20 protein-coding genes are annotated in these 20,941 nt (G+C 59.0%); 14 read left to right on the top strand and 6 right to left on the bottom strand.

Annotation, left to right across the window (positions count from 1 at the left end; all coding sequences use genetic code 11):
- The first annotated feature begins 42 nt into the window (after nucleotides 1–42).
- The 4 genes from ACO550_RS27005 (at nucleotide 43) to ACO550_RS26990 (ending at nucleotide 5,226) form a co-directional block, all read left to right on the top strand.
- Nucleotides 43–1,434 carry a M20/M25/M40 family metallo-hydrolase gene (locus tag ACO550_RS27005; RefSeq protein ID WP_315595359.1) on the top strand — a complete coding sequence of 464 codons (1,392 nt, stop codon included), beginning with the start codon at nucleotides 43–45 and terminating at the stop codon, nucleotides 1,432–1,434.
- Nucleotides 1,435–1,525: 91 nt separating this feature from the next.
- Nucleotides 1,526–2,443 carry a LysR substrate-binding domain-containing protein gene (locus tag ACO550_RS27000; RefSeq protein WP_315595360.1) on the top strand — a complete coding sequence of 306 codons (918 nt, stop codon included), beginning with the start codon at nucleotides 1,526–1,528 and terminating at the stop codon, nucleotides 2,441–2,443.
- Nucleotides 2,444–2,629: 186 nt separating this feature from the next.
- Nucleotides 2,630–3,367 (top strand): ribonuclease T2 family protein, encoded by a 738-nt coding sequence (locus ACO550_RS26995; protein WP_315595361.1) that lies wholly within the window; start codon nucleotides 2,630–2,632, stop codon nucleotides 3,365–3,367.
- Between the two features lie 41 nt (nucleotides 3,368–3,408).
- Nucleotides 3,409–5,226: a phospholipase D-like domain-containing protein gene (locus ACO550_RS26990; protein ID WP_315595362.1), complete on the top strand. Its 1,818-nt coding sequence runs from the start codon at nucleotides 3,409–3,411 to the stop codon at nucleotides 5,224–5,226.
- Nucleotides 5,227–5,243: 17 nt separating this feature from the next.
- Here the strand turns inward: ACO550_RS26990 and ACO550_RS26985 are convergent, their stop codons facing one another.
- Both ACO550_RS26985 and ACO550_RS26980 read right to left on the bottom strand, forming a co-directional pair.
- The gene (locus tag ACO550_RS26985) at nucleotides 5,244–6,164 is read right to left on the bottom strand and encodes a LysR substrate-binding domain-containing protein (RefSeq protein WP_315595363.1); all 921 of its coding nucleotides are present in this window, start codon (nucleotides 6,162–6,164) and stop codon (nucleotides 5,244–5,246) included.
- Entirely contained in the window at nucleotides 6,161–7,093 is a 933-nt protein-coding gene (locus ACO550_RS26980; RefSeq protein WP_315595364.1) for a LysR family transcriptional regulator, read from the bottom strand. The genes ACO550_RS26985 and ACO550_RS26980 overlap by 4 nt, the downstream gene beginning before the upstream one ends.
- A gap of 265 nt (nucleotides 7,094–7,358) precedes the next feature.
- On the opposite strand from ACO550_RS26980, the gene ACO550_RS26975 reads away from it, so the two are divergent.
- The 8 genes from ACO550_RS26975 (at nucleotide 7,359) to ACO550_RS26940 (ending at nucleotide 14,962) form a co-directional block, all read left to right on the top strand.
- A complete protein-coding gene (locus tag ACO550_RS26975) occupies nucleotides 7,359–8,189 on the top strand; it encodes a transporter substrate-binding domain-containing protein (RefSeq protein WP_315595365.1) in 831 nt (276 codons plus the stop codon).
- A gap of 43 nt (nucleotides 8,190–8,232) precedes the next feature.
- Nucleotides 8,233–8,931: an amino acid ABC transporter permease gene (locus tag ACO550_RS26970; protein WP_315595366.1), complete on the top strand. Its 699-nt coding sequence runs from the start codon at nucleotides 8,233–8,235 to the stop codon at nucleotides 8,929–8,931.
- 3 nt (nucleotides 8,932–8,934) lie between these two features.
- Nucleotides 8,935–9,672 (top strand): ABC transporter permease subunit, encoded by a 738-nt coding sequence (locus ACO550_RS26965; protein WP_315595367.1) that lies wholly within the window; start codon nucleotides 8,935–8,937, stop codon nucleotides 9,670–9,672.
- Nucleotides 9,647–10,375 carry an ATP-binding cassette domain-containing protein gene (locus tag ACO550_RS26960; protein WP_315595412.1) on the top strand — a complete coding sequence of 243 codons (729 nt, stop codon included), beginning with the start codon at nucleotides 9,647–9,649 and terminating at the stop codon, nucleotides 10,373–10,375. Before ACO550_RS26965 ends, ACO550_RS26960 begins: the two co-directional genes overlap by 26 nt.
- A 24-nt stretch (nucleotides 10,376–10,399) precedes the next feature.
- The gene (locus ACO550_RS26955) at nucleotides 10,400–11,656 is read left to right on the top strand and encodes an FAD-dependent oxidoreductase (protein ID WP_315595368.1); all 1,257 of its coding nucleotides are present in this window, start codon (nucleotides 10,400–10,402) and stop codon (nucleotides 11,654–11,656) included.
- Nucleotides 11,657–11,725: 69 nt separating this feature from the next.
- Entirely contained in the window at nucleotides 11,726–12,370 is a 645-nt protein-coding gene (locus ACO550_RS26950; RefSeq protein WP_315595369.1) for a 4-carboxy-4-hydroxy-2-oxoadipate aldolase/oxaloacetate decarboxylase, read from the top strand.
- Nucleotides 12,371–12,411: 41 nt separating this feature from the next.
- The gene (locus tag ACO550_RS26945) at nucleotides 12,412–13,620 is read left to right on the top strand and encodes an aminotransferase class I/II-fold pyridoxal phosphate-dependent enzyme (protein WP_315595370.1); all 1,209 of its coding nucleotides are present in this window, start codon (nucleotides 12,412–12,414) and stop codon (nucleotides 13,618–13,620) included.
- A 217-nt stretch (nucleotides 13,621–13,837) separates the two neighbouring features.
- A complete protein-coding gene (locus tag ACO550_RS26940) occupies nucleotides 13,838–14,962 on the top strand; it encodes an enolase C-terminal domain-like protein (protein WP_315595371.1) in 1,125 nt (374 codons plus the stop codon).
- Between the two features lie 16 nt (nucleotides 14,963–14,978).
- Here the strand turns inward: ACO550_RS26940 and ACO550_RS26935 are convergent, their stop codons facing one another.
- The gene (locus ACO550_RS26935; protein WP_315595372.1) at nucleotides 14,979–15,881 is read right to left on the bottom strand and encodes a LysR substrate-binding domain-containing protein; all 903 of its coding nucleotides are present in this window, start codon (nucleotides 15,879–15,881) and stop codon (nucleotides 14,979–14,981) included.
- Between the two features lie 131 nt (nucleotides 15,882–16,012).
- On the opposite strand from ACO550_RS26935, the gene ACO550_RS26930 reads away from it, so the two are divergent.
- Nucleotides 16,013–16,993 (top strand): tripartite tricarboxylate transporter substrate-binding protein, encoded by a 981-nt coding sequence (locus tag ACO550_RS26930; RefSeq protein WP_315595373.1) that lies wholly within the window; start codon nucleotides 16,013–16,015, stop codon nucleotides 16,991–16,993.
- Nucleotides 16,994–17,032: 39 nt separating this feature from the next.
- Here the strand turns inward: ACO550_RS26930 and ACO550_RS26925 are convergent, their stop codons facing one another.
- Together ACO550_RS26925 and ACO550_RS26920 are read right to left on the bottom strand one after the other, a co-directional pair.
- Nucleotides 17,033–18,127 (bottom strand): oxidoreductase, encoded by a 1,095-nt coding sequence (locus tag ACO550_RS26925; RefSeq protein ID WP_315595374.1) that lies wholly within the window; start codon nucleotides 18,125–18,127, stop codon nucleotides 17,033–17,035.
- 22 nt (nucleotides 18,128–18,149) lie between these two features.
- Nucleotides 18,150–19,097: an alpha/beta fold hydrolase gene (locus ACO550_RS26920; protein ID WP_485995027.1), complete on the bottom strand. Its 948-nt coding sequence runs from the start codon at nucleotides 19,095–19,097 to the stop codon at nucleotides 18,150–18,152.
- A 278-nt stretch (nucleotides 19,098–19,375) separates the two neighbouring features.
- Between ACO550_RS26920 and ACO550_RS26915 the strand changes: the two genes are divergently transcribed.
- Nucleotides 19,376–19,657 (top strand): antibiotic biosynthesis monooxygenase, encoded by a 282-nt coding sequence (locus ACO550_RS26915; RefSeq protein WP_315595376.1) that lies wholly within the window; start codon nucleotides 19,376–19,378, stop codon nucleotides 19,655–19,657.
- Nucleotides 19,658–19,660: 3 nt separating this feature from the next.
- Here ACO550_RS26915 and ACO550_RS26910 read toward each other — a convergent pair whose 3' ends face one another.
- Nucleotides 19,661–20,299 (bottom strand): TetR family transcriptional regulator C-terminal domain-containing protein, encoded by a 639-nt coding sequence (locus ACO550_RS26910; protein ID WP_315595377.1) that lies wholly within the window; start codon nucleotides 20,297–20,299, stop codon nucleotides 19,661–19,663.
- Nucleotides 20,300–20,941 lie beyond the last annotated feature (642 nt).

Raw genomic sequence — 20,941 nt, 5'->3', positions numbered from 1 at the left:
CCTGCCCCGGACGGCTATCCCTTACATCCAAGCGAGTTCGATATGTCCCGTTCAGCCGCTCTTGAATCCGCGGTCAATCATCTGGAATCTGGTCAGCTGTTTGCGGACCTCTCACGGCGCGTTTCCATTCGCTCGGAAAGCGATATGGGCGCGGACCCCGCCACGCTGGGTAACTATTTCGATGTCGAAATGGTGCCGTGGCTCCAGCGGCTTGAATTTGAAGTAGTGGTGTCCCCCAACCCCGATGCCAAGGGTGGTCCATTCCTGGTTGCCCGTCGTATCGAAGACCCTGCATCACTGACCGTGCTGACGTATGGCCATGGCGACGTGGTCAACGGCCAGGAAGGGAGCTGGCGCAAAGGGGCCGGACCGTGGACGCTGGCGGTTGACGGAGACCGCTGGTATGGCCGCGGCACAGCAGACAACAAGGGGCAGCACAGCATCAACCTCGCGGGCCTGGAGTACGCGCTGGCGGCGCGCGGCGGCAAGCTCGGCTACAACGTGATTGTGCTCATGGAGATGGGCGAGGAAGCTGGCTCACCGGGTCTGCGCGAGTTCTGCGAAGCCAATGCCGAGCAGTTGAGTGCGGATCTCTTCATCGGCTGTGATGGTCCGCGTGTCAGGGCGGACCGACCCACGCTGTTTCTCGGCTCGCGCGGCATGGTTAATTTCAGCCTGTCCGTTCAGGCGCGCGAACGTGCCTATCATTCGGGCAACTGGGGCGGTGTGATTTCCAATCCGGCCACCATGCTGGCCAACGCTCTGTCGACCATCGTCGACGCGAACGGGCAGATGCTGGTCCCCGAACTGTTTCCGCCTGCGATTCCTGCCGCAGTCAAAGCCGCATTGGCCGATATCGAACTGGGTGGTGGCAAGGATGACCCGGCATTCACCCCGGGATGGGGCGAACCGGGACTGTCACCGGCAGAGCGCCTGGTAGCGTGGAACACCATCGAGGTGCTGGCGTTGGGAGCCGGTTCCGCCCAGCGACCCGTCAACGCCATTCCGTCCGCGGCAGTCGCGCACTGTCAGTTGCGCTTCGTGGTCGGCACGCCGTGGCAGGACCTCGAAACGATTCTGCGTAGCCATCTCGATGCCCACGGCTTCTCGGAGGTCGCCATCAAAGTGACCATGAGTGGGGCTGCAACACGGCTGGACGTCGACCATCCGTGGGTAAAGTGGGTGGCTGGCTCGATTGAATCAAGCACCGGTGCTGTGCCCGCAATCCTTCCGAACCTGGCCGGCACGCTACCGAATGATGTCTTTGCCGACGTGCTCGGTCTGCCGACCATCTGGGTTCCGCACTCCTACCCGGCGTGCGCACAGCATGGGCCCGATGAACATATGCTGACGAGCGTGACGCGCGAGGGGCTGCAGATGATGGCGGGACTTTATTGGGACCTCGGCGAGCGTGTGGGCCTACCCGCCCGATAAGTTGTAGCGGGCTACCGGTCCATGGGATTGACAGGGGGATAGCGGAAAGTGTTCACTAGTCGCAATCGAACACGCTGAGATATCTCCCATCATGACGCTGGACCAGCTTCGCGCTTTCGTCGCCGTGGTCGAACACGGCAGTATCCGCGCGGCAGCGAGGTCGCTGGACCTCGCGCAGAGCGGCCTGACGCAGCAAATCAAACGCCTGGAAGCTTCGCTGGGCGCAAACCTGTTTGCGCGAGGCAACCGGGGCATTGTCTTGACCGGGCCTGGCGAGACGTTGCTGGCCCGCTCACGCATCATCCTTGGTGAATGCGAGCGCACGGAGCAGGAATTCCAAAGCTTCCAGGGCAACCCGGTCGGCTCGATGAACGTCGGCGTTTCATCCGAAGCTTTCGCGCGCGTGGTTCCCCCGGTTCTGCGAGCGTTCCGACAGAGATTCCCAAACTTCTCGGTCCATCTGGCCAGCGGTCCATCGAGTTCGCTGCTATCCGGCATTCGCGAAGGCCGACTCGATTTTGCGCTGACGCTCGTCTCGCGCAAAACCGATATGACGGACCTCACCAGCACCAGGCTGACCAGATCAGACCCCGTCATCGTCTGCCGGCTTGGACATCCCAAAGAGAAGGCACGCAGTATCAAGTCACTGGTGGATTGCGAGTGGGTCAATACCAGGCCACCGGGTCAGGCAGGGCTGCCGTCCAATCGGCTGGTCGACCTGTTCAACAACGCAGGCCTTGAAACGCCAAACATCGTCGTGACAGTGGAGTCGCTCTATGACACGCTGAATCTGGTGTCGCGGACCGACCTGTTGTTTCTCGCCCCTAGAATCGCTCTCGAACAGGAGGGATTCATGGACGCCCTGAGAGAGGTTCGGATTGGCGAGGCGATACCGTCTGCCGATGTTTGCCTGGTGCAACGGACTGCGGTGCCGCTTCCTCCCATTACCGGGGAGTTTGCGAAGATGCTGGTTTCGTATAGTCGGATGCTGCGGAAGGGGGCGGGTTAGAACGCTGCTGGCAACGTTGGTAGACATGGCACGTGTCACAGAAGGCGTGCATTGTTCCAGCGAACTCCTTGATTCGCATCCTTGGAAATTGTCTGACCGCGTACTAGGATACCGCCGGGGTATTGTAAGGATTACACCCTCCCTTTGAGGGGGCCCGACAAACCTCCACGTCTGTACGGTCGCCGATTGACCATTTCCACCCAATTCATCATGAAGATTTGCCAATTCCTTGCGGTTGCGGCAATAGTCGGCATCGCCTTGCCCGCGATGGCCCAAAGCCCTTCCTGCGTGCTTCCCGCGGCGATACCACAGGCGCATGAGCAGACGGCGTCAGAACCTGCGACTAGTTCGCGAACTGACTATCTAGCGTTGGCGTTGTCGTGGTCGCCGCAATTTTGCGCGGAAAAGGGTGGGGCGCACGCCCCGGACTTTCAGTGCAAGCTGAATCAGTTTTCGTTCGTTGTCCACGGTCTGTGGCCTCAGAACGCCAATGCAAAGGGGGCGGCAGGGCATCCCCGCTGGTGCGGTGGAGGAACTGTCGACGCCGAGACCGCCAGGAAGACGCTATGCACGGTGCCAGGTGTTTCGCTGATGCAGGGCGAATGGCAAAAGCATGGGAGCTGCTACTTTGATTCCCCGGCTACTTACTTCAACAAGGTCCGCGAAATCAATGACAAGCTCGTGAAGCCTGACGCGCGACAGCTCTCGGCCATGCTTGGAGACAAGCTGACTGCGGGAGACCTGGTGGCGGCCTTCGTTGACGCAAACAAGACGGCGGGACTCAAGCCTTCCAGCGTGGCTGTCCAGGTGACCAAGCGCGCAGCGCTGCGGGAAGTGCTGGTCTGCTACGACCTCAGCTACCGCTTCACCGACTGCAGGACAGGTCGCGCTCCCGATTCTTTGCGTATCCGCATTGCACAGTAAAGGCGCTTTTCGCACAGCTTCACTTTTCGAGAGAGCAGACCATGACCGTCGAACTGAGAGGGTACTTGTCGCCGACGTTGGTTTTGTTGGCCCTGAACTGGGAGCAGGGGAAGGACCGGAAAGATTTCCTGGGGTTCGCGATAAAGCGTGAGCCAGGATTCAGGTCACCGGATGGCAAGTCTCAAAAGCCCTTCAGTTGGTTGCCAAACCGCGTTACCTTCGACGGCCCGGTACCAGATGGCAAGCCTGACGTAGATTCAAACACGGCACCCATTCAGAAGTTCATGTGGTGGGATGCGCGTATTGATGAGCCGGACCGCGGAGCGACATTCATCTATACCGCATACCCGGTTGTCGGGACGAAAGACAGCTCGAAGCCTCTCGATAACGAAGCTGGTGTTTTCAGCGCTACGCTCCCATCGCACACAACCGACGGCATCGGCACGTGGTTCAATCGGGCCGTTCTCAGCTCTCAGGCATTCGACCGGAAGCTTCACGCGATGGGGCTAAGCCGAGGCAGTGTTCCCTCCGCTGAGCAAGCCCGTGCATTGCGCACCTGGCTTGCCAATGACCTTGAGAAGACCTTCGGTGTTGCACTGGCCGGCTCCAGTCGAGCGGCAGGCGCGGTGTACCACCTTACCGACAAGCTATGGGTCATCCCCGAACTGGTGGCCTTCGCGAAGGCGCGTGGCGAACATTCTCTGGCTATGGTTTATGACTCGCACATTATTCCTGCGGTCAAGGCCAGGCCGGCGAAAGACGGCAAGCCGGCCCGCAAGGCCGTTCCGGCCAAGCCATCGCCAAACCAGGATGTCGTTGACAGGCAAGGCAGCCTCATTACCTTCTATCCCAGAGACAAGACCAACATCATGCATCACAAGTTTCTTGTGACTGATGGTCCGACGGCGGCCGAGGTCCCGACGCGCGTGATGATGGGGTCAGCGAACTTTACGACGGAAGGAATAACCCAGCAGGCGAACCTGCTTCACGTGTTTGACTCTCCAGAGATGGCGGCCATGTACGAGGCACGTGCTTTGGCGTTGGCTTCGAATCCAACCAAGGGCGCGACATCGAAGCTGGTCAACGGTTGGTCAAAACAAATCAGCGTGGGAACAGCTCGAATACGCTTGGCGCTTTCGCCCGAACCAGAAGGGAAGACCACGCAGATCGACACCATCGTGGCCGCAATAAAGAAGGCAAGGCACTCCGTCATGTTCTGCATCTTCACGCCAACGGATAAGCGCCTTCGTGACGCATGTTTCGATGCAGCAGACCGAGGCCTGATGATGTTCGGCCTCGTGAACAACCTAAGCAAAAAGAGCGCAGCTGAAACCCAGGTGGCATTGGAAACCGGCAAGCAAGTCAACGGGACCGCGCTTGCAAACATGGAGCTATATCACCGCAGCAGGGATAAGAAGGACGTGATCGAAGGGATGTATTTTTCCGCCGCGACAGTTCCTGAAGGGTTCGAGCCGGAACTGCTCACGTTCCCAGGCGAAGACGTTCCAGGTTACGCGCCTGTCGTTATCCATCACAAATTCATCGTCATTGATGGTGAGGGCGAAAATCCCATCGTCTACACCGGGTCAGCGAACATGAGCAAGAACTCGGAGAACAACAACGATGAGAACTTGCTGGAAATCCAGGACCGGCATCTGGCTGGCATCTACCTCGCGGAGTTCATGCGCTTGTACGAGCACTACCGGGCCCGAGCGATCGCCAACGACGAGCAGCGGCACCCGAATCGCAAGCGCCGACTGATACTTACGCCGGACAGCAAATGGGCAGGCAAGTACTATAAGCCTGGCAGTCCGGAGGACCGGGCACGCAGGGCGATGGTCTACAAGCTGGGCACTTGAGCACAGTGAGGGCCACCTCACGACTGGGAGCGCCGCTGCGGAAGCGACTCCTTCGTCCCAAAATTACAGCACTGCCGTGCAATGTCAGCAATGGCGTAGCCAAGCGCGGCTTGATGCTGTTTCAGGAAGGCGGCAACGTACGTAATGCTCGGTGCAGGTGGGTCCGTATGCACGACCTGCAGCCGCTTCTGGTCGATTTCCTTCCGGAACAAGTGCAATGGCACACAGCTGACCCCAGCGCCGGCCTCCACGAGGCCCGCCAGTGCGACCAGGCTGTTGCTCCCGGAAACGCGATGTGGCTCGACGCCTGCTTGCGCATACAGGGTCTCGCACAAAGCCGTGAGCCCTGACCCGGCATCCTGCTCCACCAGCGGTAGCGTTGCCAGGTCCTGAAACGACACGGTTGCACCGGGTTCAAATCTACCGACCGGACAGATCCAGGCGAACTCTACGGATTCGAGTCGAACGGTGGCCATGGAGGAGGTGGCATAGCCTTCAGGTATCACCGCGAAATCCAGTCGTCCATCGGCGACCTTGTCGCCAAGAGCGCCAGACAGGTCTACGTCGGGTTGGAGCGCTACGTTTGGATAGATGCCATTCAGCTTTCGGACGAAAGTCGGAAACCAGGTCAGGGCTACCAGCTCGGTGATGCCGATATGCAAAATGCGCGCGACGTTTTTTGTCGAGGCCTTTACTTCCTCAAGCCTGCTTACCGCAAGCAGGAATCCTTCGCTGAGCTCCAGCAGTTCCTGACCTTTGGGTGTCAGTGCAGCCTTCCTGCCTGAGCTTTCGAAGAGCGGCGCAGCCGCAATACGTTCGAGCTCCTGGATCCGCTTGGTGGCGGCGGATTGGGTCACGTGAAGCTTGTTTGCAGCACGCTGTACGGTCCCCAGTTTCGCGGCCCAGTAGAACGCTTCGACCTGCTTGATGGTAATCACTCGGTGACTCCAGAATCCATGAACCCTCCTTCGAGTGGATAGGCATGCTCGAAGTCGCAGGCTTGCTTCGCGAGTTCGACAACGCTACGCAAGAATGGCATGGCGAGGTCGGAGCGAATCATCGTGGCGTAGCGAATGGTTGGCAGCCTGGGTGTCACGTTAAGTGCAACCAGATGTCCGGAGCTCAAAAGGCTCCGTACAGCCGCGCGCGGCAAATAGGCGACCCCGAGACCTGACGCGGCGATGCCGACGAGTGCCACGATGCTATTGCTGGGGATGGTGTTCCTCGGGACGACCCCATGTTTGCGCAGCCATTCACCAATCAGGATGCCTGAGCCGGAAAGATTGCCCTGAGTCAACAAGGTGTATTCGCCCAACTTGGCAACGGGGATTCGCGCTTTGCCCGGCATCAATCCCGGGGCGCATACCCAGTCATTGCGGACTTCGGCGAGAACGTCTTTCACGTATCCGGTAGCAGGGAATGCATCAGGAAGGATTGCCAGGTCCAGTTGGCCCGCGTGCAGACGCTCACGCAGATTCACACTCAGGTCCACTTCCGGTTCGATGGCTACGCGAGGATATGCGGCTTGAATCTGCCGAAGCAGCTTGGGCAGCCATGTCATCGCAGTCAGCTCGGTAACACCCAGCCGCAGCTTTCTGCTCAGCACCTCCTTGCTTGCTATCCGTTCCAGCAACAGGTCTCGCTGGGCAAGCACAGCTTTCGCCCGACCCAGGACTTCCACGCCTTCGATCGTGAGCCGGACTGACCGTCCACTTCGGTCCAACAACGGATAGCCAAAGCCATCCTCGAAATCCTTGATCTGTCGCGACACGGCAGAGTGCACCACGCCAAGCTTGCGGGCCGCCCCTTCGAGAGAGCCGGTTTCGGCGATAGCGGTCAGGACTTCGAGTTGTTTGAGGGTCGTCATGACCTTGTGGGTAACCCCGTTCGTTCGTCTCGTTTCTGAATGGAAGCGCCGATCGAATGGTCGCTTTTGCTCATTGTAGAGCTCCCGACGCGTTAGGGGTAACCCCCTCATATCGTCTGTTTTTGGAATGTTTTGACGGCTAAAAATGTCGCTTTAATTAATCATATCGTTCTGCAAGAATTTACTCACACACCGGGCGACAAGATGCATGTGCACCGGTAGGAGACACCAAACGTGCCGCGACGGCACACACTGGCCTGGAGAGATGATGAAAGCAACTTGCAACCTGACCTTCGCAGTTCTGACTTGTGCACTGGCGTTTGCCGCCCCCGCCGCGAAGGCGGACCAACTCGCCGACCTCAAGGCGCGCGGTACGCTGGTCTGTGGCGTACTCAGCAATCTGGAACCGTTCGGCTTCCAGGACCAGAACACCCGGGAACTGGTTGGCTACGACGTGGACTTCTGCAAGGGCGTGGCCAAGGCGCTGGGGGTGAAGCCGGAACTGAAGGTGGTTTCGCTGGAGGCTCGCATTCCTGAACTCAGTCAGGGCCGGGTCGACATTCTGGCTGCGGTACTCGGCTACACACCGGCGCGTGCCGAGCAGATTACCTTCTCCGACGCCTACTTCGTAAGCGAGCAAAAGCTGGCAGTAAAGGGCAACACGTCGTTCAAGCAGCGCGATGACCTGGCCGGCAAGCGCATCAGCACCATCAAGGGTTCCAGCACACAGAACTTCCTGCAGAAGACTTTGCCGACCGCGCAACTGGTGAGCTACGACGACGCACCTTCGGCATTCATGGCGCTGGTCCAGAACAAGGTTGATGGCTTTGGCCTGTCCGAAACCATGCTGCGCCGCTTCATCGCGAAGGCCGGTCCCTCGGGCAACATCCAGGTTATTACTCCGGCCTTGGGGCAGGAAGCCTGGGGCCTGGGCATCAAGAAGGGCGAACCCGCCCTTGAGAAGGCTGTCAATGCCGCGCTGGAGAACATGGAAAAGTCAGGTGAAGCCCAGCAGATTTTTGACAAGTGGCTGGGTAGCAAGACGATGTATCAAATGAAGCGGGAATTCCGAGTGCAGCCTATCAACAAGGGCTAACACGAACGTTGGGGCCCAACGGCCCCAACTCCAGGAGTGCATCATGCTTTCCCATTTCAATCTTGGCCCCCTCTTCGCAGCACCCTACGGTGAACAGTTGCTCAAAGGCCTGGAGTTCACAACTTGGCTTACCGTCTGTAGCTGGATCCTGGCGCTGGTACTTGGCACGGCGCTGGTAACGATCCGCGTATCTGGAAGCCGCATCGCCGAGCGCTTCGTTGCCGGGTATGTTGCGTATCACCAGAATGTTCCGATGCTGGTCCACATCCTCCTGTGGTACTTCGGCATCCCGACCTTGCTGCCGGAAAGCATCCAGACCTGGGCTAACGCCAACAACGGCGAGCTCATCTTTGCCGGCATCGCAATTGGCATGTGCATGGCCGCTTATTTCTCGGAAGACATCCGAAGCGGGCTGCGTTCAATCCCGGTAGGTCAGCACGAGGCTTCGCGTTCGTTGGGTCTCAGTTACCTCGGTTCGATGCGGTACGTCATCCTGCCTCAGGCTTTCCGCATTGCGTTGCCGCCCTTTATCAACCACACGGTGCTGCTGTTCAAGAACACCAGTCTGGCGATGGCAGTGGGCGCAGCCGAAATGACCTATGCAGTCCGTGAAGTCGAGAACCACACGTTCCGCACCTTCGAAGCTTACCTCCTGGCAACGGCCTTCTACCTGGCGATTTCGCTGGCCCTGATGGCAATCGGTGCGCTGGTAGCACAAAGAACCCGAATTCCCGCGAGGTAAGTCATGTTCGATATTCTCCGCGATAACTGGCAACTCCTGCTGCTGGGGCAATACCCCCAAGGGCCGTTGGGCGGGCTGGCGCTGACGCTGATTCTCTCGGTGTTGGGGTTGGTCATCTCCTTCCCCATCAGCATCCTGCTCGCAGTCGCACGTGTTTCTCCGTGGAAGGTGTTCCGAGTACCCGCAACGATTGTCGTGTACATCGTGCGCGGCGTGCCGCTCGTGATGCTGATCTTCTGGAGCTACTTTCTGGTCCCGGTGCTGGTGGGCCATAGCGTCACCGGTTTTACGACATTGCTCTGCACGCTGGTCATCTACGAAGCGGCATATCTCTCCGAAGTGATCCGTGCCGGTATCGAAGCGCTCCCTACTGGCCAGACCGAAGCTGCGCGAGCGCTAGGACTGAGCTACATGCAGACGTTGCGGCAAATCATCCTGCCGCAAGCCATCTACAACATGGTGCCGAGCATCGTTAGCCAGTTTGTTTCCACCATCAAAGAGACATCGCTGGGCTATGTCATCAGTGTGCAAGAGCTGACGTTCTCGGCCAACCAGATCAATACCAACCTGCTGACGCGACCATTCGAAGTCTTCCTGATTCTCGCGTTGACCTACTTTGCCGTTTGCTTCTGTCTGACACAGTTCGCCCACTCGCTTGAACGTCGTGTTACCCGCAGGAGAAGTGGTGTGGCTGCATCCAACCGGAGCTATGAAAATGATTCAGTTCTCCAAAGTCAATAAGTGGTACGGCGACTATCACGCACTCGTGGACGTGACTGCGGAAGTCAAGCGCGGCCAGGTCGTGGTGGTGTGCGGACCTTCCGGCTCCGGTAAGTCGACGCTTATTCGCACAGTGAACCGTCTGGAGGAAATCCAGAAAGGAAGCATCGTCCTCGACAACCAGGATATCCATGCACCTTCACTGAACCTGAACAAGTTTCGCAGTCACGTTGGCTTCGTGTTCCAGCAGTTCAACCTGTTTCCGCATCTTTCCGTCGTCGATAACGTGTGCCTCGCACCGTTGAAGGTTGCGGCAAAGAGCAAGAGCGAGGCGAAGAGCAAGGCCATGTCGCTACTCGAACGCGTGGGCCTGGCGCACAAGGCAGAGGCGTACCCGCAACAGCTTTCGGGCGGTCAGCAGCAGCGCGTTGCCATCGCGCGTGCTTTGGCAATGGACCCGCCCGTCATGTTGTTCGATGAGCCGACCAGTGCCCTGGACCCCGAAATGGTCGGCGAAGTGCTCAACGTGATGAAGGGCTTGGCGAAGGACGGTATGACGATGGTCTGCGTCACGCATGAAATGAACTTCGCACGTGAAGTCGCCGATCGGGTGTGGTTCATGGACAAGGGCACGCTCCTGGAGGAGGCCGCGCCAAACGACTTCTTCGCATCGCCGCAGCATCCACGTGCCCAAGCTTTCCTGTCTGACCTTCGCTCGCACTGACCTTCGCTCGCACCGTAGACCATCATGGACCGCCCACGCAACCCCGAATCCGCCATTGTTGTCGGTGCCGGCATCATCGGACTCTCCATCGCACTGAGGCTGCGGATGGAGGGTTTCAAGGTTACCGTTATCGACAAACAAGCGCCGATGCACGGGGTTTCATTTGGCAACGCCGGGTATCTGTCGGAGGCGAACATCTTCCCTCCTGCTACGCCTGACCTGGTACGCCAGTTGCCCAAGCTGATGCTGGACAAGGACGGGCCGCTGGTTATTCAACCCACCTACGCATGCCGGCTGGTACCTTGGGCGGTCCGAGCCATGGCAACGCTAAAGCCCGAGCCATATCAGCGCGTCCTGGCGAGCATGGCATCGTTGACGAACGCCGCCATTGCCGAGCTCGACGCGCTGACAAGGGAAGCCTCGGCAGCGCATCTTGTCACTCGCCAAGGTGGTTTGGTCGTGTTCAAGACCGAAGCCGCCCTCGAAGCGAAATCCCGCACGCTGCCGGTATGGAACAGCTTTGGCCTCGCGGCCGAGCGCGTCTCCGCGGCCTGTGTGCGTGAGTTGGAACCAGCGCTTAGTCAGGACGTAGTCGGGGGCATCTATTTTCCCAACGCGGGACGCTGCAGCAACCCTCGTGGGCTGGGTGAGCACTATGCAAAGCGGCTCATCGATTCCGGATCTCGGATTCTTCGGGAAGAGGTGCGAACCGTCAACCTTTGCGCGTCGGGCAAGGCAGAGGTTGTCACGGCCGAATCGGCGTACCAGGCCGATAGAGTGGTCGTGGCCGCAGGCTACCTTTCCAAAGACCTGCTCACGCCGTTTGGGCTCAACGTGCCGTTGGCTGCCGAGCGTGGATACCACCTGATGCTGCCGAGTTCCCAAATTGCGCTGCGGCGGCCGGTCGTGTTTGGCGAGCCGTTCTTCGCTGCCACGCCCATGGATGAAGGGTTGCGCCTGGCCGGCACGGCGGAGTTCGCTTTCGCCGATTCGAAGCCAAACATGAAGCGGGCAAGCATGCTCCTGGGGTTGGCAAGACCTTATCTGCCTGGCATCAGCGGGACGGATGCGAAGCCGTGGATGGGTGTTCGCCCGACTTTTCCTGATGGGATGCCGGCGATTGGCAAAGTCCCAGGCACCGAGAGCGTCTTCTATGCCTTCGGCCACTCACACAGCGGACTGACGACTTCGGCCATTACTGCCAAATGCGTGGCGGCGATGGTGCGGGGTGCCGGCCCCCCCATCGACGTTAGCGCCTTTAGTCTCGCGCGCTTCCACTAACTAACCCGACTGCCTTCTTTCGCACCCCTCCGTGGAGAGGGATAGGCCTTCTATTCTCTGGAGTTTGCCATGACGGACATTAATCAATCGCAGCTCGACACGCTCAAGCGTCTCGGCGCTGCCACCATCCATGAAGCGCAGGGCCAGAGAGGCGCCGTTGACCCGCGGATTGCGGCGCTTGACCCCGCGATGCGCGTAGTCGGACCTGCGCTGACTGTGGACATCCGACCCAGCGACAACCTGATGATTCACTACGCGCTGACCAAGGCGAAACCCGGTGATGTTCTGGTTATCGATGCAAAAGGATTTGTCGATGCGGGTCCCTGGGGCGACATCCTGACGCTGGCCGCCAAGAAGCTTGGCCTGGCCGGCCTGGTCATCGACGGCGCGGTTCGTGACGCGAGCGCGATTGTCGAAATGAGCTTCCCCGTCTTTTGTCGCGGCCTCTGCATCAAAGGTACGAACAAACAGCAGCCAGGCAAGGTGAATGTCCCAGTGACCGTAGGTGGCGTTGTGGTACGTCCCGGCGACATCGTCATGGGCGACCGTGATGGCCTGGTGGTCGTTGCAAGGGAAGAGGTCGCTCAGGTCATCGAGGCCAGCGAGGAGCGGGAGCGCAAGGAAGAGATCATGCGCCGCCGCCTGGAAGAAGGCGCAACGATGGTGGAGCTCCTGGGGCTGCAGGAAACCCTGAACCGCCATGGTCTCGTTTGACCGCAGCGCCGATCCAAACCATTCCCAATAGAGGTAGACAAATGAGCAACAGCATCGTCAGCAGCCGCATGGGCCTGATCAAGCCATCCCCCAGCATTGCTGCCAAAGCCCTGGTAGATGACCTGCGAGCCAACGGTCACAACATCCTCGACTTCACCATTGGTGAGCCGGACCTGGCCACCCCTGCTCATATCTGCCAGGCGGCCAACGACGCCATCGCGCGAGGCGAGACGAAGTACACAAGTACGCTCGGCACCCCGGCGCTGCGGCGAGCCATTGCCAACAAGCTTCAGCGAAGCCTTGGCGTGGAATACGGCAGCGATGAGATCGTGGTGGGCTGTGGCGCCAAGCAGATCATCTTCAGCGCGCTGACGGCATCGCTCGAAGAAGGCGATGAGGTCATCATCAGCGCGCCTTACTGGGTCTCGTACCCCGACATGGTCACCATGAACGGCGGGAAGCCAGTCATCGTGACATGCGGCGCAGACGTTGGCTTCAAGCTCACCGCACAGGCCTTGGAAGCTGCCATCACGCCAAAGACGCGCTGGATCATTCTGAACAGCCCCAATAATCCGACTGGCGCGGTCTACACGGCGGAGGAACTCGACGAAATCTGTGCGGTGCTTGAACGCCATCCCGACGTTTGGGTCCTGAGCGACGAAATCTACGAGCCATATGTCTATGACGGTGGCATCGCAGTATCGCCTCTCCAACTGATGCCATCGCTAAAGCAACGCTCGTTGCTTATCAACGGCATGTCGAAGGCATACGCCATGACTGGCTGGCGCGTGGGGTACGGCGCGGGTCCGCGGGAACTGGTGAAGGCAATCGGTACCATCCTCTCGCAGAGCTCGACCTGCACAAGCTCTGTATCGCAAGCCGCGGCAGTAGTGGCGTTGGACGGTGACCAATCCTGCGTGCAAGAGATGGTCGGGATCTTCGAGAAGCGCCGCGACCGCATGGCTGCACTGCTCAACGACATTCCCGGCATCGAATGCACGCCGTCCGCAGGGGCATTCTATATCTATGCCTCAGTCAAGGGGTTGCTCGGCAAGCAGACCGATACCGGAACGATGCTCGAATCGGACCTCGATGTGGTGATGTTCTTCCTGAACAAGGCCGGAGTCGCGGTGCTGGACGGCACGGCATACGGGCTGTCTCCGTATCTCCGGTTCTCGTTCGCCACATCGCTGGAAGTCATCGAGGAAGGCTGCGCGCGATTGAAACAGGCGGTGGAATCGCTGCGTTGAGGGAAAGTACCCAGGAAGGGCTGGCAAGTTGTGCCGTCAGCTACTTCGCTGGGTGTTCTGCTTTACGCAAAATGTGGAGCACTACCTGACAATGTCCGGATTCAAAAGAACACATTTTACGTTTTATGAAAAGGTTTAAACACACTTTTTATAGATATGTAACTGGCTCATAGTTCTCCTGCACCCGCATGAAATTGCGAACCAAAGGAGACTGTCCGTGCCAATCATCAAATCTATCGAAGTCTGTGCAGCCCGCGTTCCGCTGGATAACGTAACTTCCCTTTCGAGCCGTACCGTGTATGACCGCCACTATGGACTGGTCAAGGTACGTACTGCCGATGGTCTTGAAGGCATCGGCTTCTGCTATGTGGGAAGTGCGGCGGGCGAAATCTTCCGCGTCGCTGTGGAACAACTTCTCGCGCCAGTGCTACTTGGGCGCGAGTCGCTCGCAGTTGAAGGTCTGTGGAAGGACATGTACCAGGAGGCTCTCTTGCAGGGCCGCATGGGTACCGTAATGCGGGCCATCAGCGCATTGGACATCGCGTTGTGGGACTTGAACGCCAAGAGTGTCGGACTGCCGCTCCACAAGTTCCTTGGTGCAGTCGAGACCGATACGGTTGCAGCCTACGCTAGCGGCGGATACTACGTCGAGGGCAAAACGGCCGAGATGGTTGGTGAAGAAATGGCCAGCTACGTTGCCAAGGGTTTCAAGGCCGTCAAGATGAAGACTGGTCGCTGGTCGCCGCAAGGAGAGGAATCCCGCGTACGGGCCGCGCGGGAAGCCATTGGTCCCGACGTGGAATTGATGCTGGATTGCAACAATGGCTGGACAGATACCGTCCAGGCGATGCAGTACCTTCGCCGCATTGAACAGTACGACCCGTACTTCATCGAAGAGCCCTTTAGCCCCGACGACATCGAAAGCCATGCTCGACTGGCCAAGCTGACCCGTATTCCGGTCGCCACGGCAGAGATTGGCTACGGCCGTTGGTACCACAAGCAACTGCTGGATATGGGTGGCGCCGCCATCCTGCAGACGGATGCTGCCGTGTGCGGTGGCATCACGGAGTGGAAGCGAATCGCCGCAATGGCGGCGGGCTATGGCATTCAAGTGTGCCCGCACTGGTTCCACGACGTCCATGCACCGCTGGTCGCTGCTACGCCGAATGCACGGTATGTCGAGTTCTTCTGGGATGACCAGGTGCTGAACTTCCGTCGCCTGGTCGACCGCCAGCTGGACCACAAGAAAGGACGCGTCGTTCTTCATCAGACACCGGGCCTGGGCTTCGGCTTCGATGAGAAGGAAGTCGCAAAGTACGGCAAGTGGTCCACTGTGTCGTAATTCGTAGCGCCCAGAACTACTTGCTGCGACGCATTCTCTTTCGTCCTTCGTCCAGGTGAGTTTCGGCCATCTGGACGAAAGCCTCGGCCAATTGCGCTCGAACGGACGCGCGCAACCAGCACATGCCGACGCGGCGGGAAGGGCATGGAGAGGGAAGGCGCCAACGATGTAGTGCCGGGTCAGGACTGCCTATCACTGGCCAGTCGGGTAGCACCGAAACTCCGAACCCTTCGGCGACGAGCTTGGCAATGTGTTCAATACCGTCCAACTCGAAATGGACTTTCGGTCGTACGCCATGCGCGCGCAAATAATCGTCCGCCATTCTGCCAGCAACCACATTCCGGTCATACCGAATGAACGGCTCGCGCGCCGCCGTGGCAAGCGGGTCTGTAACCTCCATGCCGCTGGGCGTCAAGAGAATCAACGGTTCTTCGCGCAATTGCCGCCATGCGCAGGTCTTTGGCAGTTCGAACGTCGGATGTACGAGGATTGCTGCGTCCAGGTCCCCCGATAGCACGCGGTCAAGTAGTCGAGCCGAGGTGCCTGGCTCGATGAACACCGGGATATTCGGATGCGCGTTCATCCATTGCCGCAACAACGGCGGCAGCAACCCCATCAATGCCGTAGGCGTAGCACCTAGTCGAAGCGGTCCCGCGGGTAACCCTGTGTCCGATGCCGCAGAAAGCAGGTCGCGAACATCGCGCAGCAAGTCTCTAGCGCGTTCAAGAATTCGTGTCCCGACGACTGTGGGCTTGACGGTACGGCCCGAGCGCGTGAGCAACTGAGCCCCGATATCCGTTTCTAGCGCACGAATCTGCTGAGCGACGGTGGTCGGCGCGAGGTCAAGCCTTCGCGCAGCCTCGGCAATGGAGCCCATGTCGACGACCGTCACGAACGTCTGAAGAAATCGCGTATCCATAACGACAGATTTTACGTGTTCTGACGACGGTTATAGCCGCTTTTTTTGAAGTCCGGTTGGAGGCACAGTGTCTCAAAGGCATTCAAGCTCATTCAAGCCACCGCACTACAAAAACCAGGAGACAAGACTTTATGGAACGCCGCCGCTTTCTCTCCATCCTTGCCGCTTCGTCCGCAGGATGCGCCTTACCAGCTTTGGCCAATAGCGGCCCTCTGCCAACGGGACCAGTACGCGTTATCGTTGGCTTCCCCGCAGGCGGTGGTACAGACGTCCTGGCACGTATCGTCGCCAACAAACTGAGTGCCCTGTGGGGAGTCTCCGTTCTAGTGGACAACAAGGTCGGTGCCGCTGGTCGAATTGCCGCAACTGAAGTAGCGAAGGCCGCGCCGGATGGCAACACCTTGCTCATGGGGCATATCAACGCACTCGGCATTGCGCCGGGCTTGTACCCCAAGCTGCCGTTCAACGCGGAGCATGACTTTGCTGCCATCGCCCTTGTTGGGCAGACTCCTCAAGTCCTGGTTTCGAATGACGCGCAGATGTCGAAGACGCTGGCAGCGGTTGTCGAGAAGTGCAAAAGGAATCCCGGGAAAATCTCGTTCGGTTCCTCCGGAGCGGGCTCGGCCCAGCATCTGGCGCTGGCACTGTTCGAAAAGACCGCGGGCATCTCGGCACTGCACGTGCCTTACAAGGGCGCCGCACCCGTGATGAATGACTTGATTGGCGCCCAGGTCGAATATGCATTCGAAGGCATGACCACTACTGCGCCGTTCATCAAGAGCGGAAAGCTGAAGGCCATCGCACAAACGGGGTTGAAGCGAGCCAAGTCGTTTCCCGACGTGCCGACGGTCGCCGAATCGGGGTATCCCGGCTTCAACGCAAGTATCTGGTTCGGCCTTGTTGGACCGGCAAAAATGCCTGCGGCGATGGTCAACAGAATGAACAGCGACGTGAACAAGGTCCTTGCGATGCCTGAAGTTATTGCGCGCCTTGACGAATTCGGCGCGGAGGACGGCGGAGGAACGCCGGAGCGGTTCGCGGCGTTCTTGCGCTCAGAGCGGACCAAATGGGCGCAACTCATCAAGGAAAAGAGTATTACGCCTGAGGCGTAGTCCATCTCGCGCTGACCTCTGCGAGATGGACTTGCTCTCTTAGTACAACACCGCAAGGGCGTTCCGGTCGAACCCGACCAGTTCTTCGTAACGCTGCTGCATTATCTTGCTTGCCCATTCGGGGTCCGAAATCAACGCGCGGCCCACCGCAACCAGGTCAAACTCGCCGCGTTCCAGGCGCTCCAACAGGTCGTCGAGCGCCGCAACGCCGGCGCTCTCACCTTTGAACGCACCGAAAAAATCACCAGACAATCCCACTGACCCGACTGTGATGGTTGGCTTCCCCGTGAGCTTCTTGGCCCAGCCTGCGAAGTTCAGGCTCGAGCCTTCAAATTCGGGTTCCCAGAAACGGCGCTGAGAGCAGTGAAAGACGTCGGCGCCGGCGTCGGCAAGCGGCGTGAGCCACTCTTCCATGCCAATGGGGTCGTTAGCGATCCGGCTGCGATAGTCCTGCTGTTTCCATTGGCTCAGACGGATGATGAGCGGCCGGTCGGGGCCGATGGCACGCCGGACCTCGCGCACGATTTCAGCGGCAAAGCGTGTGCGCTGCGCTATCGCATTTCCGCCCCAGCCATCTTGCCGCGCATTGGTACCGTCCCAGAAGAATTGGTCGATGAGATATCCATGCGCCCCATGCAATTCCACGGCGTCGAAGCCAAGCTGTCCGGCTGAGGCCGCGGCGCGACCGAAGGCGGCAATCGTATCGGCTATCGCCTCTTCAGACATCGGTGAGTAGCGCAGCTCCCCAGGTCTGGCGAGTCCGGAAGGTGAATCGACGAGTGCCGGGTCTACCTGCTCCTTCGGGTGCCGCGCCGCGCCGACATGCCAGAGTTGCGGAGCGATCGCTGCCCCGCGACTATGGACTGCTTCCACCACGCCTTTCCAGGCGGGCAATGCTGGCCCAAAGAAGTTGGGCACGTTGGGATCATTCTTGGCAGTGTCGCGCTCAACGACTGTGCCTTCAGTGATGATGAGCCCAACATCGGCTGCAGCTCGGCGCTCGTAGTATTCAGCAACAGCAGGCGTAGGGATGCCATCTGGTGAGAATGACCTCGTCATTGGCGCCATGACGATGCGATTTTTCAGCTCCAGCGAACGGAGCTTGAGGGGTTCGAAGAGTTTTGCGTGGCTCATGCTATTCCTTGATCAAGACCAGCTATGAAAGCTGGGAAACGACTTGCGGTTGCTGGAGAAACTCAATCAACAACCGCGATGTCTCGTCGGGTTTTTCCTGCTGTACCCAGTGACCTGCGTCGGGAATCAACGTCTTCTTCCACAGCTTCGGCACGTTGATTTCCAGGGTTTCGTATTCCATCTTCGCCATGCGGATGACCCCATCCAACTCGCCTGCGGCAAACAGTGTTGGTTGCTCGATCCGCGCGCCGTCGAGGAACGCCGTCAGCGACCAGTTTCTGTCGATGTTCCGGTACCAGTTGATTGGGCCAGCGAAGCCGCCGCGCGTGAACTGGTCGACAAAAACATCGAGATCCTCGGCGCTGAGCCATGTCGGGAGGGTTTCGGGAAGTGCGAGGTTGTCAACGAAGCGAGTCGACTTCTCGAAGGTAATGAATCCTTTGCGACGGTGTTCCGGATGCTGCCGGGATGCGGCACTGCCGGTGTAGAGAATGCCCAGAAGAGCGTGCCGCATATCGGCTTCGACTTCTGCTTCGACACGCCCGATTACCTGGAAATAGTCCTGGTAGAAGTGCCGTTCCTGCGTGAGTGTGTGGAATTGCGCCGCAGGTCGGATTCTCCGGCGGGGCATGTAAGGAACGCTCAGCAGTGCCAAGGCTCGAAACATGTCGGGTCGCAGAAGGCTCGCTGTCGCTGCGAGCATCGAACCCCAGTCGTGCCCAACAAGGATGGCGTGCTCTTCCCCGAGTGCATTGACCAGGCCAACCAGGTCGGCAGTCAGGGTGAGGATGTCATAAGCCTCGATCTCCAACGGCTTCTCGGTGTCTCCATAGCCTCGGAGGTCTGGTGCGACAACGCGGAACCCAGCGCTCGCCAGCGCGGGGATTTGGTGCCGCCAGGAATACCAGGACTCCGGCCATCCATGGCAAAGCAAGACAAGGGGACCTTCCCCTTGCTCAACGTAATGCATCCGAATGCCGTTGGTGAATGTGTAGCTGTGCGTCCACTCCCCAGCCATCGTGTCGTCTCCCTATCCTCATATTGACTAGACTATATGGTCTAGTGATGGCGGCTGCAAACAGGCATGCCATCAGCGGATACCCTCGAATATGAAAGCTTTTCATGGATGGTATTACCCAGGAGTTGAGAGCGAACATCCATTCGATCGATCGACTGCGAACCGCTAGACGTAACGGTCTAGTATGGCTAAGCTTGACCTCCTTATTGCTTAGAGAACTGGGAGACGAAATGCTGGGTGTCGTTGCACAAATCACCGTGAAGCCGGGAAGCGAAGCGCAGTTCGAAGAACTCGCGAATCAGATGGTCCAGGCGTCGCGCCAGGAAGAGGGATGCCTTGAGTACGGCCTCTGGCGCACAGAGACCGCAGGGCAGTACGCCTTTGTGGAACGTTATAAAGACGCGGCTGCCGTGGAGGCGCACCGGAAGTCTGACCACTTTCGTCAGATTGGTCGCGCGATGGGTGCTTTCATGGAAGTTGCGCCGACGGTCCTGCGCCTGACGGCAGTCTGAGGACTATTTTTGTGAGGCCCGCTTCGTGCGGGTTTCAGTCGCAGCCGGCCGAAGCAGCGCTGACATTACGGCCGAGATACTGTGCATCGCCTGCACGCGCCGATGCGTGAGGTCCAGGATTAGGGCACCCTGGATTGTGGCGAGGAGTGTGTCGGCAAGTTGGCTGGCCGGGAGATCGTCGCGAACAGTGCCGGCATGCTGCCCGCGTTCGATAATCTGCTCAACCGAGGTATGCCAATTGCCAAGCATGGTGCTTAGCAGTGAGCCGAATGCTTCGGAAGTGTTTGCGAGCTCAAGTGAGAGCTTGCCAATCAGGCATCCACGCTTGGCTCCAGTCCGCGTGAAGTCGCTGACCAGCTCGTCCAGGTATCCGGTCAGCATTTCATACTCATCCAGGTCCGGTGCACCGAACCACTTCTTGCGTCGCTGCTGTTGCTTCTCGGAATAGAGCTGCAGCACGGACAAGGCAAACGCTTCTTTCGAGCCGAAGTGGTGGTAGAACGAACCCTTTGGTACCCCCGCTTCGACGAGGACTGTTTCCAGGCTCGTACCGGCGAAACCATGCGCGTAGAACTGCTTGAACCCCTGTTTTAGAAGGCGCTCTTTATGGGTGGGTGCGCGCGGAGCTGGACGGTTTGACATGGCGCTCAAGGATGCGGATTCTGGCGAGGGCAGTCTAGCACAGGGGTGTCGCCAGGCGGGCTATCCGCTCGCGGAGATGGCACAGCCTGCATGCCGATCTACGCTCCTGTGTCAGATTTTTCCTTATCTGTGGGCACCTGCTCTGCGACGTAGCAACGTTCGCTATATTCGGAATCAGTCGAGTTGTATATCGAAGGATAATCCGATGCCAAAGGCATGCGACCAGGAAAGCAGGGTCTTCTCGCTGACCAGGACTGGGACCGGAAGGTACGCCGGGGAAGTTGCGGACGAAGGCAATGGGACTGCGCCATGTGCCATGGCGGCCGCCATGCTGTCGGCTGCGCTCGACCTCAGTGGACCGAACGTCTCGCCAGTATCGATAACCACGTACTTGATGGCTGACCTGTGTTCGGGTCCTTGCGAGGTAATCGTCAAATGGGTTCGTGGTAATGGGAGTCTCCAGTGCTGGCGGGCAGAGCTTCGGCAGGAGTTCGCCGTGGCATCAAGCCAGATCTTGTTGACGGGTGACTTGCCGTCGTCCTCTTACCTACCGTTTGCTTCCGACGGCGGGAACGCGGGGAGATGCGATACACAGGTGGCCGTAAGCTCGCCATACTCAGGTGTGGCGAGAGCCCTCGCCGT

It is taken from the genome of Cupriavidus sp., from assembly GCF_057315035.1.
The sequence above is the reverse complement of the archived record's forward strand: the minus strand, read 5'-3'. Positions and strand labels throughout refer to the sequence as shown.